This is a genomic window from Shewanella sp. CG12_big_fil_rev_8_21_14_0_65_47_15, assembly GCF_002783505.1.
In the GTDB taxonomy this organism is placed as follows: Bacteria; Pseudomonadota; Gammaproteobacteria; order Enterobacterales; family Shewanellaceae; genus Shewanella.
In genome coordinates this window covers 88,691-106,789 of the sequence record NZ_PFGL01000012.1, presented here as the reverse complement: position 1 = coordinate 106,789, position 18,099 = coordinate 88,691, and the positions used below count along the sequence as shown (strand labels likewise).

The window sequence follows — 18,099 nt, the reverse complement described above, 5'->3', positions numbered from 1 at the left end:
AATTTCATATATCATTATCCCATAATTAATACATTTTTATTGTCTTGGGGTGCACTATGCTCGATCTTCATTGGTTAAAAACCTTTGTCGCCCTCGCTGAACATAAGCATTTTGGTAAGGCTGCGGCGGCATTGCATATGACACAGCCTAATGTGAGTTTACACATTAAGCAGTTAGAGCAAACGACTCGGGTGAAGTTGATTGAACGTAATCCCTTTCGATTGACGCAGGCGGGATTTCGTCTGTTAGAGAGCAGCCAAAAGACCCTGATGGAATTGCAAATTTGCCAGGCGGATCTGAATGCCATTAACGATCTTAGCCAAGGCACCTTGACCATCGCGGCGAGTGATATTATTTCGCGGTTATTGTTGATCCAACCGTTCCAGCTATTTAAAGCGGAGTTTCCGGGAATTGACTTTTCACTACTTAATACTACTTCTTCGCAGGCTTCGGAGTTAGTGACCAATGCCGAGGCGGATTTAGGCTTTGTGATCGCGCAGAAGGAGAGCCAACCGCTGCATTTTACTGAATTACAGCAAATTAAATGGTGTGCCCTTGGGGATAATCTTGAACTTTGGCAGCAGGCTAAATTGTCAGCAGACACGCCGATTGCCGAGCAACCAACGTTGATTTTACTCGGCCACGATACCCGTACCCGTGAGTTATTGGATCCTGCGCTCCCATCCTTAAACCTGCCCAGTTACAGGATCATGGAGGTGGGCAGTGTTGATGCGCAAATTGATTGGGCTGAAGCCGGATTTGGGGTTGCGATTGTGCCCGAGTTTTCGATTTACACTAAGGCTAACTTGACGACTAAGGTGACGCCTCTGCCGCAATTTCCAAGCACAAGTTTGGGCTATATAGTGCGGCAAAACCAAATTCTTTCTAAGGCGATAAAACAGCTTTTATACTGGGTAAATCAAGAGATTATCCGCTCTCAACAGTCTTAAATAGCGAATATGCCTTCAAGTAGCTTGAGTATATATCTTACTGCCCAGTGGCGAAGAGTTTTTGGTATTGCCCATCACTTTTGAGTTGCAATAATCCTTTATCCAGTGCCTGAGCGAGCAGAACTGATTTGGGATTTGCCTTGGAAAACGCGAGGTAAATATTGCTGCTGTGATTGCTAAAGGCGGGAACGACTTCATCGTTCACCCCCATCTTCTGTAAATTTTCTTTAGCGACGAGGTCGAACATTAATGCGGTATCTATGCGTCCTATCAGCAATAAATTAATTAACTGCTGTTGTGTGGCGACTTGTACTAGGTTGAGCTGCCTTTGTTTGACTAATAGGGGGAACTCATCGCCATACTCGTAGCTTTTTATCACCCCAACGACTGTGCCCTTAGGCAGCTCCCATTTATTACCCGCTTTTATAGTCTGTTCTTTTTTATGGTAAAAAGAGGCTGTAGCAATAAATAAGGGCGTCGTACCAAACACAAAACGCTGCTCAGTACTCGCCTCGCGTGTCACATTAAAAACACCGTCTACAGTGCCTTTTTCCGCCATCATTAATGCACGGGAATAGGGCACGACTAAGCTATTCACTTCAATATGCGACTGTTTAAAGGCGGCTTGGATTAAACGGTGGGAAATACCTTGCCCGTACTGATTAGCGAAGGGAGGCCAGCTATCCTCCGCCGCCAGAGTGATCGCCTGTTGGGGAACTGTGCTAGCGAGGGGGAGACTTTCTTGGGCAGAGGTAAGGGGGGAACCCGTCAACAGGAATAACAGAATAACACCAAGCAAAAATGACCGGGGTAAATAAAATAATTGGGGCATTTTTATAATTGCTTGAGTCCCTACACGCATTTGGCGTCCGTTTATACCTACCTTGATATATGGCGTTTATAGCATAAGTCTCTGTCGCTAGGCTAATTATTTTATGGGAGCTTAAATATGCTCGATAGCATAATAAACTCCAGCAGACTGTGATCTTTCTCCGTGATTTTTGCCAAATCAACTATTAGAATAATCTGATTGAAAAAAAACTAATGGAGCATTATTCAATGGCTGAAAAAGTTGTCGAAGTTACCACCCATATGGCAAGTGGTTGGAAAGTCACCGCGCAGGTTCGAGAGCATCTTTTAGTGATAGATCAACCGAGTGCCACCAACGAGGGGGCTAATCCCTTGGAGACATTCCTATTCTCGCTGGGAGGCTGTATTTCTGCCATCGCGAAAATGGTTGCAAGGGAACGTCATATTGAACTACGTCAGTTTGATGTGCATGTCCGTGCCATCATGAATTCCGCAGGCTTATTAGGTCAGCCTTCCGAAGATCCGGTCGGTTTTAAACACATTGCACTCAACGCCAGTATCGATGCCGATCTTTCAGAGGAGCAGAAGCGTGAATTTTTAGATACTGTGTGCAATCGTTGCCCTGTACATGACAATCTTTTACAACCAACACTCGTGACCCATAGGGTTAATGACTAACGATTGATAGTGAATCTCCCCCAAATAGTCTCCCCAAAAAATAACCCCCTGTTAGGCGATGACTTAACAGGGGGTATTTAATTAAGTGGATAAATTAGCGGTTACTTTTTGGAAAATTCGCTAACACCAGTTCAGCCACTTTGCGCAATTCATCCGGACAAATCCCACTGGTTGCTTGTACAGCCATGCCTTGTAATACAGTGCCGACATAACGGGCAAGCAGCAAGGGATCGGCATCAGCGGGCAAATCACCTTCATCTTTGGCGCGTTGCAGTCGTTCGCACAGGGCGATTTCACCGTCGCGGCGACGATTAATTAAGGTGTCTTTAATCGCTTGCCCTGCTTCACTGCAGGTTAATGCCCCTTGAACAATCAAACATCCCTGTGGATGGCTTTTATCCACCAAAGAGCTCGCAGCCCCGAGCAGCATTGACTCGACCACCAGATAGGCGGTTTTCTGCTCAAGCGCGGGATAGAAAAACGCACAGGGGCGTTGTTCATATAATTCTATCGCTTTGAGAAATAACTGTTCTTTATTGCCGAAGGCGGCATAAAGGCTTGGCTTATTAATGCCCATAGCTTGGGTTAAATCGGTTAACGATGTACCTTCAAAACCTTTGCGCCAGAAGACTTCTAAGGCTTTGGCTAATGCATCGTCAGTGTCGAAGGCACGTGGGCGACCTACACAGGGCGTCTGGGTGACGGTTGACATCATTAGGCTCCTCAATTCTCAATTGCCCCTAGGATAGACATGGGTTTAGCCCGTGTCCAGCCACACTTGCTGACTGATGATCGACTAAGGGGATTTGGCTACTTAGTCATTCAAGCTATCACCTAAGTTCAGCATTCAATCCGTGTCAGTCAGTGTTCGCCTCAATATTCATAAAAATGCGTTGAAGATCAAACTTGTGGCTTTCCGCCTAAGGGCGCATTGCAAAGTGAAGGTTAGTGCGCGCTTTTAATTTAATACCAATCGGTACATAAATTTGTTGACAGAGTCATTTTACGCTATATATTACCGTCCAGTACAGAATATTTTTTACCAGTCGGTATTTATTAGGGCTGCACAAAATACACACCACTTTGAGGACACGAATATGATGAGCCACAACCCCTTACGAACCATGATGTTAACGGCCATTGCCGCAGTCGTCCTTTCCGCTTGTGGTGAGCAAACCGCGCAGCAGGGGCCTGGGCCGAGTGCGCCTAAAGTGGATGTCGCCCAAGTATTGCACGAGCGAGTTACCGAATGGGATGAATTTACCGGCCGTTTACAGGCGCCAGAGAGTGTGACCTTAGTGCCTCGGGTATCGGGGTATATCGAGTCGGTGAATTTTAAAGAAGGCGCCTTAGTGAAAAAAGGCGAGGTGTTATTCCGCATCGATCCGAGCGTATTTGAGGTGGAAGTGGCCCGGTTAAAAGCAGATCTTGCTAGCGCGCTTTCTGCCGAGCAACTGGCCACTAACGATCTAGAGCGTGCCCGTAAGTTATTTGCCCAAAAAGCGGTGTCAGCAGAATTACTCGACACCCGTGAGTCGAATAAACGCCAAACCACAGCGGCTGTGGCGTCGGTAAAAGCGGCATTGCTGCGGGCCGAACTCGATTTGGATTATACCCAAGTGCGGGCGCCGATTGATGGCCGCGTCTCCTATGCCAATGTCACCACCGGTAACTATGTGACTGCAGGACAGAGTGTGCTGACCAGCTTAGTGTCTACCGCCAGCATGTATGCCTATTTCGATGTGGATGAGCAAACCTATCTTAAATACGTGAAATTAACGGCCGAAAAGAAACGTAACGACCCGCGAGCAGGGGATAATCCCGTGTACATGGCCTTAGCCGATGAGCGTGATTATCAGCATATCGGCATAGTCGATTTTGTCGATAATGCGATGGATAAACAGACCGGCACCATTCGAGTTAGAGCTACTTTTAACAATGAAGACAATAACTTATTACCAGGTTTGTTTGCCCGCCTGCGCACCGCAGGCAGCGGCGCCTATGAGGGTATCTTGATCGACGATAAAGCCGTTGGCACAGATCTAAACAATAAGTTTGTGTTGGTGGTGGGTACCGATGGTTTAGTCGAATATCGCGGCGTGACCTTAGGTGAGAAAGTCCAAGGACTGCGTATCGTCACTCAAGGTTTAGGAGCCGAGGACAAGATTGTCGTCAACGGCATGCAGCGCGTGCGCCCAAGGATGCAAATTGAGCCAAACATGGTGGACATGGTCGACAGCGACAAGCTCGAAGCATTACGTCAAGCCCAGTTAATGCTCGATAAAAACCAAGATCATTTGACGGCGCAAGCGGTCGAAACGGCTAGCCGCGGTTAAGGAACAAAACACTATGTTGTCGCAGTTTTTCATTAAGAGACCGATATTTGCAGCCGTACTCTCACTGCTGTTTTTTATCACAGGGGCGATTGCCGTTTGGCAGTTGCCTATTACAGAATATCCTGAAGTTGTACCGCCGACTGTGGTTGTGACCGCTAACTATCCCGGCGCTAACCCTAAGGTGATTGCCGAAACTGTGGCCTCGCCGCTGGAGCAGGAAATCAACGGCGTCGAAGACATGTTGTATATGTCATCCCAGGCGACGTCCGATGGGCGCATGACCTTAACCATTACCTTTGCGATTGGCACCGATGTAGACAGGGCACAAACCCAAGTGCAGAGCCGTGTCGATCGCGCTATGCCGCGTCTGCCGCAGGAAGTACAACGCCTAGGCATAGTCACCGAAAAGTCATCGCCGGACTTGACTATGGTGGTGCATTTACTGTCACCGGATAACCGTTATGACATGTTGTATCTGTCTAACTATGCGGCGCTAAACGTGAAAGACGAACTCGCGCGGATTAATGGCGTCGGCGCGGTGCGCTTGTTTGGCGCTGGCGAGTATAGCCTGCGAATTTGGCTCGACCCGAATAAAGTCTCGGCGCTGGGTTTATCGCCAGCGGATATTATTGCCGCCGTGCGTGAGCAAAACCAACAGGCGGCAGCGGGCAGTTTAGGTGCCCAGCCCAGTGGCAATGCTGACTTTCAACTCTTGATCAACGTGAAAGGCCGTTTAACTGAATTATCTGAATTTGAAGATATCATTGTCAAAGTTGGCCAAAACGGTGAAGTGAATCGTTTGAAGGATGTGGCTCGTATCGAACTGGGCGCGACGAGTTATGCGCTGCGTTCACTGCTGGATAACAAAGATGCGGTGGCGATTCCAGTATTCCAAGCATCGGGTTCGAATGCGATTCAAATTTCCGACGATGTGCGTGCCAAAATGGCGGAATTGTCTCAGTCTTTCCCCGAAGGGCTAGAATACGAAATCGTTTACGACCCAACGGTCTTCGTGCGCGGTTCGATTGAGGCTGTGGTAAAAACCTTGCTCGAGGCGGTGTTGCTGGTGGTGTTAGTGGTGGTGCTGTTTTTGCAAACCTGGCGCGCCTCGATTATTCCGCTGGTGGCAGTGCCTGTATCTTTGGTTGGTACCTTTGCCTTTATGCATCTGCTCGGCTTCTCGCTCAACGCCCTGTCGTTATTCGGACTCGTGCTCGCCATCGGTATCGTGGTGGATGATGCGATTGTGGTGGTCGAAAACGTCGAGCGTAATATTGCCGCAGGTTTAAGCCCCATTGCGGCAACGCAAAAGGCGATGAAAGAAGTGACCGGCCCAATTGTGGCAACCACCTTAGTGCTGGCGGCGGTGTTTATTCCAACGGCCTTTATGAGCGGTTTAACCGGGCAGTTCTATAAACAGTTTGCCTTGACTATCACTATTTCGACCTTTATCTCGGCGATTAACTCACTCACTTTGAGTCCAGCATTGTCCGCATTATTGCTCAAGAGCCATGATGCGCCGAAGGATGCTTTAACCCGTCTAATGGACAAGTTGTTCGGTGCTTGGTTGTTCACGCCTTTTAACCGCTTATTTAGCCGCGCTTCCGATGGCTATGGTTGGTTAGTGCGCAAAGTGATCCGTTTTGGCGGCATTATCGGCCTAGTATATTTAGGCATGGTAGCGCTAACGGGTGTGCAATTTGCCAATACTCCAACGGGTTATGTGCCCGGCCAAGATAAACAGTATTTAGTGGCTTTTGCCCAGTTGCCCGATGCGGCGTCCCTTGAACGTACCGATACCGTTATCAAAAAGATGTCTGAGATTGCCCTTAATCACCCGGGTGTGGCGCACTCGATTGCCTTCCCTGGCCTTAGCATCAACGGTTTTACTAACAGTCCTAACTCAGGCGTCGTGTTTGTCGCGCTCGATGATTTTGACTCGCGTACCAGTCCTGAACTGTCGGCGAATGCCATTGCAGGACAATTGAATCAGCAATTTGCCGGTATTCAAGACGCGTTTATTGCCATCTTCCCGCCGCCACCTGTGCAAGGCCTCGGCACTATAGGAGGGTTCCGTCTGCAAATTCAAGACAGAGCCAACCTTGGTTATGAGGCCTTGTATCAGGTGACCCAACAAGTGATGTACAAGGCGTGGGCCGATCCACAATTAGCGGGGATCTTCTCCAGCTATCAGGTGAACGTGCCACAACTTGAACTGGATATAGATCGAACTAAAGCGAAACAGCAGGCAGTGTCGCTCGATCAAATCTTCCAGACATTACAAACCTATATGGGCTCGACCTATGTCAACGATTTCAATCGTTTCGGTCGAACTTATCAGGTGAATATGCAAGCCGATGAGGCGTTCCGTCAAAGCCCGCAGCAGATAAGTCAGCTGAAGGTGCCCAATCTAAATGGTGACATGATCCCGCTAGGTTCGTTTATCAACGTCAGCCAAAGTTCAGGCCCAGACAGGGTGATGCACTATAACGGTTTCACGACCGCTGAAATCAACGGTGGTCCAGCCCCTGGAGTCAGTACCGGCCAAGCGCAGGCAGCGATTGAGAAAATCCTCGCCGAGACGCTGCCAAACGGTATGACCTACGAGTGGACTGAGCTGACTTATCAGCAAATCTTAGCGGGCAACACGGGCTTGTTAGTCTTCCCGCTGGTGATCATCTTAGTGTTTATGGTGTTAGCCGCCCAGTATGAGAGCTTAAGCCTGCCATTGGCGATTATCTTAATCATTCCAATGACCTTACTTTCAGCCCTCAGTGGGGTGCTGATTTATGGTGGCGACAACAACATCTTCACCCAGATTGGCCTGATAGTGTTGGTGGGGCTCGCGACTAAAAACGCGATTCTGATTGTCGAGTTCGCAAAGGAGAAACAAGATCACGGTATGGCGCCTATGGAGGCGATATTAGAGGCGGCAAGATTACGTTTACGACCTATCTTGATGACATCTATCGCCTTTATTATGGGAGTGGTGCCTATGGTGTTCTCCACTGGTGCGGGCGCCGAGATGCGCCAAGCCATGGGCGTGGCGGTATTCGCCGGTATGATTGGGGTGACTGTATTTGGTCTTATCCTAACGCCGTTGTTCTACTATGCCTTAGCAAAGCGGGGCGGTAAAAATGTCGAGCCGTTGGTGGATATTACTACAGGTCAACAGCATGCAAATACATAGGATTCAGATATAAAGCGATCCAGTTAAAGGCCTGTATAAACAGGCCTTTTTGCTTTATAAGTGTTAAGTCATCTGCTGGCTATGCACTTACTGCGTTCACTTAAAGCAGTAACGCCTCATCGATGGGATGAAATTGAGACGCTGCATCCCTTAAGGATTTCGCTGTCAGGGTAGGGACGCCATAGACTTGGGTTTCAACGCCATATTTTTGATGGATTTTTTGTAGCAATAAATCGAAATCGCCATCACCAGACAACAAGATCACAGTATCCACTTCACTCGCCGCTTCCATAATATCGATAGTGATCCCCACATCCCAGTCGCCCTTGGCCGAGCCATCGCTGCGCTGAATAAAAGGTTTTAACTTCACTTCAAAGCCTATGTGCTTTAACGCGTCCTGGAATTTTAACTGCCCATCGTCACCCCTGTGGATGGCATAGGCCACAGCTAACACTATGTCTCCCTCATAACCTAAGTGTTGCCATAATTTACGGTAATTAAATTGGCGACCATAGGCCTCGCGGCAGGTGTAATAGATGTTTTGTACATCGACAAATAAAGCGATTTTTTTCAAGACATTTCTCAACGGCTAGATAAAGAGTGCCACTATAGCAGGCGACGGGACTCTAATGCGGGTTAGCCTCTATGATATTTCTGATATTCGCCCGGTGACATGCCGCTGAGTTTTTTAAAGTAACGCCCCATATGGCTTTGGTTGGCAAAACCATTATTAAGGGCGATATCGGTCAAGGATTGCGTTGAATGATTCAAGCTTTGTTTGACCTTTTCGATGCGCACTTGCAGCAAATACTCCTGCGGTGTCATCGCAAATTGGCATTTAAACATGCGGCAAAAATGGTACTCACTAAGCTGGGCAATCTCGGCCAGCTCAGACAAGTAAATCTGCCGATGTGAATGGCAATAAATAAACTCTTTGATCGCTTTGGCCACTTTAGGTGCTAACCCGCCCTTAATTGGCCCCACGGACAAATTAAAGCCTGAGCTTTGCAGTAACGTCACCAGCACAGTGTCGGTGACCTGTTCCATCATTAGATGGTTATCACTGGTCTGCCAATTGAGCCCGGCAACTTGATGCCGAAATAGTGCTTCTAACGTCGGGTTATCGACAAAGGTTAACTCGGGTAAACGCACTTGGCGTGGATCTTTATCGAAGACTCGCACGGCCAATTTCTTCAGATGTTCATCGCTAAAATACAGATGCATAAATTGCTGCGGTTGTCCCAGTTGCCAATGGCTTTGGCAGCCTTGGGGCATAAGGCAAAACTTGCTGGGCGCGCCATAGTCGGCCTTGATATCGGTTCTGTGGGTTTCGTAGCCGCCATCCAGATACATGCTCAGCGTGTGTTGTGCATCGTTTTGGTAATACAAACGCTCGCCCGCATTTTGATAATGGGCCCAAGATAACTCCTCCGTAATCGCTTGCTTGCGAATACAGGTTTTAGCGGATTTATCAAAACTGACGTATTTGGGCTCCATGGGGCCTTGTGATCTCACTGGCTAAGGGTTTTGTCTGTCCAAATTATCGCACTTATGGGTGTGGCTCAACGCTCGCTCGCGATTAAAACCGCAATATCGTGTTATGACCAACAAGATAGTGGCATAAGGACGAAAGCCATCCTTGTATAGTTCGCCTCATTAAGCATTTTATGAAGGTGTAGGGGGCTCATTATGGCTGCTGTGATGTATTTGCTGATGATTTTTGTGTGGGGTTTTTCGTGGATTGCCATTAAGTGGCAGCACGGTGAGGTGGCGACCGAAGTCTCGATTTTTTATCGTTTTGCGATTGCGAGTCTCTTGATGTTCGCCATCGGCTTTGCCTTTAACAAGCTGCAAGCGGTAAAACTTAGGCAGCATCCTTGGTTGTTACTGCAAGGCGTGTGTCTATTTTGTTTAAATTTTATCGCGTTTTATTCCGCAACCCATTATATCGCCAGCGGTTTAACGGCGGTAATTATGGCCACTGCACCCATTTTTAATGCGATACATGGTCGCATTTTTTACGGCACGCCCACCAGCCGCAACTTTTGGTTAGGAGTCAGTGTCGGTCTGGGTGGCATTCTCTTGCTCTTTGGCGCCGATTTGCTCGCGACTCAGTGGTCACCAACCTTAGTGTGGGGCTTACTGTTTTCGCTGTTAGGTACTTGGTTTTTCTCGATTGGTAACATGATCAGTATGCGCAACTCGCGCGATAATGTGTCGCCCTTTACCTCAACAGCGTATGCCATGTGCTATGGCAGTGCGGCGTTACTGCTCATCATCTGGTTTAAAGATTTAAGCTTTAGTTTACCGCTGACAACCCGCTATCTTGGCAGCTTGTTCTACTTAGCCGTTATCGCCTCTGTGGTTGGCTTTACCGCTTATTTGATCTTGGTTGAGCGAATTGGCGCTAATGCCGCTGCGTATCTGTTGGTGATTACCCCTGTGGTGGCGTTAAGTGTATCGAGTGTGTTTGAGGATTATCAGTGGACTTGGTATTCAAGCGTGGGACTCTTGCTGGTCGCGCTCGGAAACATGTTAACGCGCCGCCAAAAACCGCTTGCTTGGTTTAAGTCTTCTGCCACGCCAGCGGTGAAAGCTTAACGTCGCAGCTAGCGTCATGAAAGTGCATATGAGGCAAGGCTCGATTCGATGATTGTAAGTCAGTCGAGCCAGTACTTATTTGAAATATTGTGCCGGAGTAGTGCCGGTATATTGCTTAAAAAAGCTGATAAAGGCACTGTCGCTGGAAAATTGTAAATTAAAGCCCACCTGCGCCACCGAGGTTCCCGTTGCTAATTGTTCAATGGCCGAGAGTAAACGCCATTGCTGGCGCCAGGCTTGATAAGCCATTCCCGTTTGTGCGCTAAAAATGCGACTAATTGTGCGTTCACTGGCTCCGATTTCTACTGCCATATCCTTAAGGTTGGCTGGCGGTTTTTGATCTTGCTGCAGTTGCGCTAGCCAGGTTGTTAAACGTTTATCCTGTGGGAGGGGTAAAGCCAGATTTTCTTCCGTGGCATTGCCCAATTCTTCGCAGAGCAGCAAAAAGGCATTGTGTTGAGTGCTTCTTGGTTTGTCCCAAGGCCAAAACGACATAGTGTCGATTAAGGCTTTGAGTAGCGGATTGACATGGAAAATAGTGACTTTATCGGGCAATGAGCTGACGGTTTCTGGCTCAAAGTAGAGTGAGCGATAGGCGACGACATTACGCATGGTGACGCTGTGCTTAACGCCAGCTGGTAGCCAAGCGGCTCGCGTCGGCGGTAATACCACTTGAGTCTGGGTTAGGGTGAATGTCATGCATCCTGTTGGAGCATAAAGCAGTTGTGCCTTTCTGTGGTGATGTATTCCCGAATCGTGTTCGCCCATATCGGCGGCAATGCCAATAACCAGATTATCCAGCAGATCTGGATTAAATAGCTGTTCGGGTTGAATAAAGGCCATCTTGTCCTATTTTTGATGTTTTTTGTCTAAGTGTTGTTAATTGTCACATTTGGATTTTATCTATACTGCGCCATCTTTGACAAGTATGGAGTGACATTTCGGTAAACCAACTCATTTGTTGGAGTGCTGAAATGGACTAAAAATCATGAATATAAAACCCCCTTTAGGGCTCGCTGTGCTGTTAATGATGTTTCCGCAAATTATGGAAACTATCTATAGCCCAGCGTTGCCTAATATTGCAGAACACTTTGCAGTGTCGATTGCTGGCGCATCGCAAACCTTATCTGTGTACTTTATTGCCTTTGCTATCGGCGTATTTTGCTGGGGCCGCTTAGCCGACATTATTGGTCGCCGCAAAGCTATGCTCGCGGGATTAGTATGTTATGCCATTGGCTCAGCGTTAGCCTTGATGGTGAGCGATTTTAGCCTGTTGTTACTGGCACGCGTAGTATCGTCCTTTGGGGCGGCTGTGGGGTCAGTCATCACTCAAACTATGATGCGTGACAGTTACAGTGGCGACGAGTTAGCTAAAGTCTTTTCGATAATGGGCATGTCACTTGGAATTAGCCCTGTTATCGGATTGCTATTGGGCAGTGTTCTCAGTGCCTATTGGGGTTATCCCGGGGTCTTTATCGCCTTAATGCTATCGGCAATGCTGTTGCTGTGGTTATCGGTTAATGCCTTACCCGAAACGAAACCCGCTTTCTCGCAAAAAATTGCACTTATCGAATTGGCGATAAAGATGCTCACAGATGGGCATATTTTAAAAAGCACCTTGCTGGTGGCCATGTTTAATTTGATGTGGTTTAGCTACTTCTCGCTCGCGCCCTTTATGTTTGAGGCGCAGGGGCTATCGACTTTGGCCTTTGGTGCCAGTGGCTTATTGTTAGGATTTGGGGCTTTTCTGGGGAGCTATCTCAATAAAGTGCTGTTGGGCCAAGGGAATTCCAGTGCTAGCTTGGTTCGGCTCGCGAGCCTTATTGCACTCATGGGTGGGGCGGGCATCTCTTGGGTGCAAGTCGGTTGGACGGGATGGAACCCCATCTACTTTTTGGCGCCTATGTTATTGATTGTGATTGCTTACGGTATTGCTATCCCCAATATCCTGAGTTCGGCACTGGCAAACTATCGCGCTTATGCGGGCTCTGCTGGTGCGCTCTTTGGGTTGTTTTATTACATTCTGTTGGGACTAGGTTTGGGCGGCGCGGGCATAATTAACCATCTCGGGGTCGTCATCACCTTCGCGGCACTGTTATGTATAGGACTCAGTTGCACAGTGCGGAGGGGGAACTCTTCTCAAACATAAATGAAAAAGCCAAGGGATAATCCCTTAGCTTTTATGATTTAAGTAAAAGCATTATTTCACGCCGTTTTCCATCACTGCGATAAATTAGGCTTTTGCCGTTTGTTCCTGCTATTTGGCGGCCTCTTGTGCCGCTAACTCCTGGGCTTTAATGGCCGCTTCGAGTTTCGCTTCAACGTAACCCGGTGAATGGGTGGCGGCCGAAATTAAACGGTACATGGCGGGGATCACGAACAGGGTCACAAAGGTGGCGAATGCCATACCGAAGAACACCACAGTACCCACAGCGATACGACTTTCTGAGCCTGCGCCCGTCGAGAAAATCAGTGGAATCGCCCCGACTAAGGTGGTGAAGGCCGTCATCAAAATTGGGCGTAAGCGGCGAGTCGAGGCATCGATAATCGCCTTATCGAGTTCAAAACCGCGGTCACGCAGTTGGTTGGCAAACTCGACAATCAAGATACCGTTTTTGGTCACCATGCCAATCAACATGATCATGCCTATTTGGCTGTAGATGTTGATCCCTTGGCTAGTGACAAGCAAGCCGAGGAAGCCGCCAAATACCCCCATAGGCACAGTGAACATCACCACCAGAGGGTTGATAAAACTCTCAAATTGAGCTGCTAATACTAGGTAGGCGACCAGCAGTGCTAAGCCGAATACTATTAAAATGCTGCTTTGGTTTTCTTTAAAGTCTTTAGATTCGCCGGTGTAACCAATGGAAATATCCTTAGGTAATAGTTCAATGGCTTTATTATCCAGGAACTTAAGTGCTTCACCTAAGGTATAGCCCTCACTGAGGTTCGCTTTGAGGGTGATGGATTTTTGCTTATTGGTATGGCTGAGTTTTTGTGCCGAGGCGACTTCTTCAATATGGGTAACGGTATCAAGCGTCACTAACTCCCCCTTGGCGGAACGCATGTAGATCTGGCTTAAGTCACCGACGTTGTTAAAGCTGTTTTCGTCACCCCGTAAATACACATCGTACTCTTCGCCGCGATCCACATAGGTGGTTTCCTTACGCCCGCCCAGCATCACCTCTAAGGTTTGCGAGACTTCATCGACACTGATGCCCAGTTCTGCCGCACGCTCTTTATCGACGGAGACGATAAGCTCTGGGGTTGTTTCGGCATAGTCTAAGTCCGCACCTTCCATCAGTGGGCTGGCATTGGCTTCTTCTTTTAATACCTGTGCCCATTTAAACAGTTCGGTATAGTCCGAGCCGCCAAGCACAAATTGTACTGGTTCGCTCGATTGCCCCCTAAAGCCCGGCATCATAGGGCGAACCATCACATCGGGGATATCTTTTAAGGCCGAACTGATCATGCCAAGGGCCTGCTGCGCCGTGACATTTCTATTTTCCCAGTCCTCTAATTGCATGATTACAAAGCCCGTTTGATCGCCAGCGCGACCACCAAAAGCTGGGGCTTGCACGCTGAAGGAGCGCAGCACACCTTGACCCAGCAATGGCATCAGTCGGTCTTCGACTATGTCCATATTGGCCGTCATACGATTGTAACTCGTGCCTTCGGCACCTTTAATAAAGGCGTAGAGCACGCCGCGGTCCTCCTGCGGAGCAAGTTGTGATGGTACTTGTTGCATTAACCATACACTACCGCCCACGCAGGCAAGGATAACTAAGGGCGCGAGTAAACGGAGTTTAATCGCCCGAGTCACGGCGACGCGATAGACGCTTTCCATGCGGGCAAAACCGCAGTCGACCCAACGGTTAAAGCGATTCGGTTTGACGTTAGCTTTCAGCAGTTTGCTGCTCAGTACAGGGGTGAGTGTCAGTGCCACTAAGGACGAGAATAGTACCGATACCGCTAGCATCACGGAGAACTCGGTAAACAAGAGGCCAACCATACCCTCCATAAAGGAAATCGGCAGGAATACCATGACTAATACGGCCGTGGTGGCCACTACCGCAAAACCGACTTCGCGAGTGCCTTTATAGGCGGCGAGTAAAGGTTCTTCCCCTTTTTCGATATGGTGGAATATGTTCTCGACCACCACAATAGCATCGTCGACGACTAGACCAATGGAGAGGATTAACGCCATTAATGTCAGTAGGTTAATCGAATAACCTAGCATATTGGCGGCAATAAATGCCGAGATTAACGATACCGGAACGGTTACCGCAGGGATGAGTGTCGCCCGCGCTTGACCGATAAAGATATACAGCACCAGTACCACTAAGGCGCCCGTCACATAAAGCGTGCTATACACCTCGTTGATCGAGCGGTCGATAAAGACGGTAGAATCGAAGTCGACCACTAGGTTAGTGCCTTCGGGCAGGAAGTCTTGTACACGATCAACTTCTTTATGCACTTCCTGTGCAACCACCAGAGGGTTGGCATCGGATTGGGTGATCACCCCCAAACTTAAGTTAACTATGCCGTCACTCTTAAAGGTGGAGTTTTCGTTCTGGGCGCCGACGGCCACATCGGCCACATCTTTTAAATAGATAGGTGTGCCATCGCTGGCGGTACGTACCACTAAATAGTCGAAATCTTTCGGGGTGTAATAGAGTCTCTTAGTGCGCACCGACATCACAGTGGTGTCGTTACGCACTTGGCCGCCTGGGGTTTCGACGTTTTCCTTACGCAATGCATTGGTGATATCCGTGACTGTGACATTGCGTCCCGCCATCTGCTCGGGCCTAAGTTTGACGTACATGACCTTGTACAGACCACCTGAGATGCTGATGGAACTTACGCCACTGATAAGGCTAAATCTGTCCTCTAATACCCGCTGGGCGTAATCTGTGAGTTGAGTCCTGTCCATCACGGTTGAGCTTAAATTAACATAGACAGAAGGCTCACCCGAACCATTATCCTTAGAAACGACGGGGTCGTTTGCATCTTCGGGTAAACGGCGTTGACCACGGGCCACGGCGTCACGCACATCACTCACGCCTTCGGTTAAGTCCCAGCCGAGGAGGAATTTCACTGTGATCCGTGAACTACCATTGCGAGTCGTTGAGGTGATCTCATCGATACCACTGATCCCCGTTAATTCATCTTCGAGGGTCTTAGTGATTTGGCTTTCCATAATGGCGGCCGAGGCGCCAGAATAGCTAGTACTTACAGTCACCACTGGGCTCTCGACATCGGGCATTTCCCGCACCGAGAGTTTAGTGAAAGACACTAAGCCAAAGACGCACAGCAATAAGCTTAAAACGATCGCGACGACGGGGCGCTTAACTGAAACATCGGATAACCACATTATTTGGTCTCCGTTGCTTTCAGATCAGAAACGTCGTTGGAATTCGTGCCCGTTTGCTGGGTATCGAGGGACACTTCATTGATTTTCAAACCGTCGCGCATATTTACTAGCCCCTGCACGACGACTTTATCACCAATCTTTAAACCGCTATCGATAAGTACTTGATCACCCACGCGAGCGCCCAAGATCACCTCGGTACGCTGGGCGATATGATCGGGACCCACCACGTAGACATAGCGTTTAGTGCCTGAATATTCTAAGGCCTGTACTGGCACAATCGGCGCAATAATTGGCGGAAAGGTGATGGTGGATGACATCATCATCCCCGGTTTTAAGCGGTTTTTAGGATTATCAAACTGAACGCGGATCTTAAGGTTTAAGGTCTCTTCATTGACGCGGGGATCGATTGCGACCACTTTACCGTTAAAAAGCTCCCCCGGCCAGGCGCGGCTGCTGGCGGACACTGGCATGCCGATACTCAGCTGTGACAGAAAATGTTCGGGGACTTGCAGGTCTAGTCTCATACTGGACAAATCATCTAAGGTCATCAGCTCTGTACCCATGCTGACCATTTTACCTTCACTAAAATTGATTAGCCCTGTCTTACCTGCAAAAGGGGCAATGAGTGAATGGTAATGTAAATCCGCCTGGGCAGAAGCTAACCGTGCCTGAGCGATATCGACACTGGCCTTTTGGGCGTCAATCTCGGTTTGGGTGATGGCGTTACGGCTAATAAGCTTTTCAAATTCTTTGAGTTTACGTCTTTCATCGTTTAAGAAGGCATTGGCTTCGGTAACGGCAGCCTGGGCCTTCATATCATCGAGTTCGATAAGTAATTGACCCTTTTTAACCGCTTGGTTGGAGGTCACTGCGATGTGTTTAATTTTACCCGTTACCTGTGGCGCGATCACCACGGCGCGCTCGGCCGCCAGTTTGCCAATTAATGCGATAGATTGCGTCAGTGGATGTTCGACCACAGTCCCCGTGACCACGGGAACGGTGCGCATCAGATGTGGGGCATTTTCGGGTTTAGCCGCTTGAATGGCATAACTAAAGCTTACGGCTGTGGCTATCACCGCTATTAAGGCAATGGCAATAATGGTTTTTTTCATTGGAATGATTATCTCGCACAAAGGCAGTTAAGAGGGCGATACTACTAATGGCGCTATTCTAGTGAACAACCTATGCCAATAGGGTAAAAATTTGTAAAGTTAAGCACTCGAAAGTGAAAGAAATTGTGTTTTTGCTAGATGGAGCACAGGGGATTTTGCGCTAAGTGACCTCTAAATCGCGGCTTAGAATAGCTGAAGGATGAATATACCCTGCGGTGTAGCATATTTAGGCGCAATGATTTACGGCGGGATATTAAGGATGCACTTCAGTGCGGGTTTTCTCTGCGGGCGCCTGTGTCAGTTCTATCTGTGGATATTGACTCAAGATAGTGGATAAGCGGCCATCGTTTTTCATGCTTTCAAGGCCTTGATTAAAATCGGCCACTAATTGCTGATGATCTGCTACGGCTAAGGATACGCCTAAGTGAAAGATCTCTGTCGCTATGGGTTGGCCTACTGGTTCGAAAACATTGGCATACTCAGCGGGGCCTTTTTTGATTAAGTATCTAGCTAAGTTATTGCCAATCAAGACTAAATCGATACGTTTTAGAAATAACTTTTTAAGATTCATTTCATCTGAATTACCTTCTTCGGTCGTGAGCCCTGCAGCGAAGATCTCCGGTGGATTGGCATAACCGCGGCCAATGCCGATAGTATAGGGTTTGAGATCGGACAGTTGGCTAAAACTGAGGGAATGGTCTTTACGCTTATAAAATACGATTTGTACGGGTTGGATTGGCGCAGAATACTGCGCCCATTGTTCGCGTTCCTTACGATACCAGAGTCCAACTATACCATCGGCTTGGCCTGTCCTGACTAAGAGCGCCGCGCGGGCGAAGGGATAAAACTTGAGGCTGGCATCGTACCCTTGACGCTTAAAGGCCTCCTTCACAACTTGGGCAACGCCCCCTTGTTCGGGTAAGGCATCGGCATAAAAAGGAGGGTAGTTAGTGGCGACTAAGTGAAGTTCACGGCCCGCAAAAGCGTCAGGAATATAGCTTAATAGCAGTAGTATTAAGCTCGCTATCAGAGGTAAGGTTGTCTCCAT

14 protein-coding genes are annotated in these 18,099 nt (G+C 48.3%); 6 read left to right on the top strand and 8 right to left on the bottom strand.

Features of this window, described 5'->3' with window-relative positions; genetic code table 11:
- Positions 1-56 precede the first annotated feature (56 nt).
- On the top strand, positions 57-950 hold the full coding sequence (locus COW15_RS03475; protein WP_293629998.1) for a LysR family transcriptional regulator: 894 nt from the start codon (positions 57-59) through the stop codon (positions 948-950).
- A gap of 37 nt (positions 951-987) precedes the next feature.
- On the opposite strand, the gene COW15_RS03470 is transcribed toward COW15_RS03475, so the two are convergent.
- Positions 988-1,812 carry a transporter substrate-binding domain-containing protein gene (locus COW15_RS03470; protein ID WP_293629997.1) on the bottom strand — a complete coding sequence of 275 codons (825 nt, stop codon included), beginning with the start codon at positions 1,810-1,812 and terminating at the stop codon, positions 988-990.
- Between the two features lie 197 nt (positions 1,813-2,009).
- Here COW15_RS03470 and COW15_RS03465 point away from each other — a divergent pair, with 197 nt between their 5' ends.
- Positions 2,010-2,438 (top strand): OsmC family protein, encoded by a 429-nt coding sequence (locus tag COW15_RS03465; protein WP_293629996.1) that lies wholly within the window; start codon positions 2,010-2,012, stop codon positions 2,436-2,438.
- A gap of 94 nt (positions 2,439-2,532) precedes the next feature.
- On the opposite strand, the gene COW15_RS03460 is transcribed toward COW15_RS03465, so the two are convergent.
- Positions 2,533-3,153, bottom strand: a complete 621-nt coding sequence (locus COW15_RS03460; RefSeq protein WP_293629995.1) for a TetR/AcrR family transcriptional regulator — start codon at positions 3,151-3,153, stop codon at positions 2,533-2,535.
- A gap of 382 nt (positions 3,154-3,535) precedes the next feature.
- Between COW15_RS03460 and COW15_RS03455 the strand changes: the two genes are divergently transcribed.
- Entirely contained in the window at positions 3,536-4,774 is a 1,239-nt protein-coding gene (locus COW15_RS03455; RefSeq protein ID WP_293629994.1) for an efflux RND transporter periplasmic adaptor subunit, read from the top strand.
- A gap of 13 nt (positions 4,775-4,787) precedes the next feature.
- Entirely contained in the window at positions 4,788-7,964 is a 3,177-nt protein-coding gene (locus COW15_RS03450) for a multidrug efflux RND transporter permease subunit (protein ID WP_293629992.1), read from the top strand.
- 100 nt (positions 7,965-8,064) lie between these two features.
- Here COW15_RS03450 and COW15_RS03445 read toward each other — a convergent pair whose 3' ends face one another.
- Complete coding sequence (locus COW15_RS03445; protein WP_198780723.1) at positions 8,065-8,538, bottom strand: NYN domain-containing protein; 474 nt, start codon at positions 8,536-8,538, stop codon at positions 8,065-8,067.
- A gap of 62 nt (positions 8,539-8,600) precedes the next feature.
- A complete protein-coding gene (locus COW15_RS03440) occupies positions 8,601-9,461 on the bottom strand; it encodes an AraC family transcriptional regulator (protein WP_293629990.1) in 861 nt (286 codons plus the stop codon).
- 192 nt (positions 9,462-9,653) lie between these two features.
- Between COW15_RS03440 and COW15_RS03435 the strand changes: the two genes are divergently transcribed.
- Positions 9,654-10,565 (top strand): DMT family transporter, encoded by a 912-nt coding sequence (locus COW15_RS03435; protein WP_293629988.1) that lies wholly within the window; start codon positions 9,654-9,656, stop codon positions 10,563-10,565.
- A 75-nt stretch (positions 10,566-10,640) separates the two neighbouring features.
- Here the strand turns inward: COW15_RS03435 and COW15_RS03430 are convergent, their stop codons facing one another.
- The gene (locus COW15_RS03430) at positions 10,641-11,408 is read right to left on the bottom strand and encodes a helix-turn-helix transcriptional regulator (protein ID WP_293629986.1); all 768 of its coding nucleotides are present in this window, start codon (positions 11,406-11,408) and stop codon (positions 10,641-10,643) included.
- A 145-nt stretch (positions 11,409-11,553) separates the two neighbouring features.
- On the opposite strand from COW15_RS03430, the gene COW15_RS03425 reads away from it, so the two are divergent.
- Positions 11,554-12,714 carry a multidrug effflux MFS transporter gene (locus COW15_RS03425; protein WP_293629984.1) on the top strand — a complete coding sequence of 387 codons (1,161 nt, stop codon included), beginning with the start codon at positions 11,554-11,556 and terminating at the stop codon, positions 12,712-12,714.
- Between the two features lie 108 nt (positions 12,715-12,822).
- Here COW15_RS03425 and COW15_RS03420 read toward each other — a convergent pair whose 3' ends face one another.
- From COW15_RS03420 to COW15_RS03410, 3 genes are all read right to left on the bottom strand, one after another.
- Entirely contained in the window at positions 12,823-15,939 is a 3,117-nt protein-coding gene (locus COW15_RS03420; protein ID WP_293629983.1) for a multidrug efflux RND transporter permease subunit, read from the bottom strand.
- A complete protein-coding gene (locus COW15_RS03415) occupies positions 15,939-17,051 on the bottom strand; it encodes an efflux RND transporter periplasmic adaptor subunit (protein WP_293629982.1) in 1,113 nt (370 codons plus the stop codon). The genes COW15_RS03420 and COW15_RS03415 overlap by 1 nt, the downstream gene beginning before the upstream one ends.
- Before the next feature lie 253 nt (positions 17,052-17,304).
- The gene (locus COW15_RS03410; protein ID WP_293629980.1) at positions 17,305-18,099 is read right to left on the bottom strand and encodes a transporter substrate-binding domain-containing protein; all 795 of its coding nucleotides are present in this window, start codon (positions 18,097-18,099) and stop codon (positions 17,305-17,307) included.

Excerpts from the sequence above, each read along its gene's own strand:
- COW15_RS03425 (WP_293629984.1), top strand. The coding sequence starts at position 11,554 with ATGAATATAAAACCCCCTTTAGGGCTCGCTGTGCTGTTAATGATGTTT.
- COW15_RS03440 (WP_293629990.1), bottom strand. The coding sequence starts at position 9,461 with ATGGAGCCCAAATACGTCAGTTTTGATAAATCCGCTAAAACCTGTATT.
- COW15_RS03420 (WP_293629983.1), bottom strand. The coding sequence starts at position 15,939 with ATGTGGTTATCCGATGTTTCAGTTAAGCGCCCCGTCGTCGCGATCGTT.
- COW15_RS03475 (WP_293629998.1), top strand. The coding sequence starts at position 57 with ATGCTCGATCTTCATTGGTTAAAAACCTTTGTCGCCCTCGCTGAACAT.
- COW15_RS03460 (WP_293629995.1), bottom strand. The coding sequence starts at position 3,153 with ATGATGTCAACCGTCACCCAGACGCCCTGTGTAGGTCGCCCACGTGCC.
- COW15_RS03455 (WP_293629994.1), top strand. The coding sequence starts at position 3,536 with ATGATGAGCCACAACCCCTTACGAACCATGATGTTAACGGCCATTGCC.
- COW15_RS03435 (WP_293629988.1), top strand. The coding sequence starts at position 9,654 with ATGGCTGCTGTGATGTATTTGCTGATGATTTTTGTGTGGGGTTTTTCG.
- COW15_RS03410 (WP_293629980.1), bottom strand. The coding sequence starts at position 18,099 with ATGGAGACAACCTTACCTCTGATAGCGAGCTTAATACTACTGCTATTA.
- COW15_RS03415 (WP_293629982.1), bottom strand. The coding sequence starts at position 17,051 with ATGAAAAAAACCATTATTGCCATTGCCTTAATAGCGGTGATAGCCACA.
- COW15_RS03450 (WP_293629992.1), top strand. The coding sequence starts at position 4,788 with ATGTTGTCGCAGTTTTTCATTAAGAGACCGATATTTGCAGCCGTACTC.
- COW15_RS03465 (WP_293629996.1), top strand. The coding sequence starts at position 2,010 with ATGGCTGAAAAAGTTGTCGAAGTTACCACCCATATGGCAAGTGGTTGG.
- COW15_RS03430 (WP_293629986.1), bottom strand. The coding sequence starts at position 11,408 with ATGGCCTTTATTCAACCCGAACAGCTATTTAATCCAGATCTGCTGGAT.
- COW15_RS03470 (WP_293629997.1), bottom strand. The coding sequence starts at position 1,812 with ATGCGTGTAGGGACTCAAGCAATTATAAAAATGCCCCAATTATTTTAT.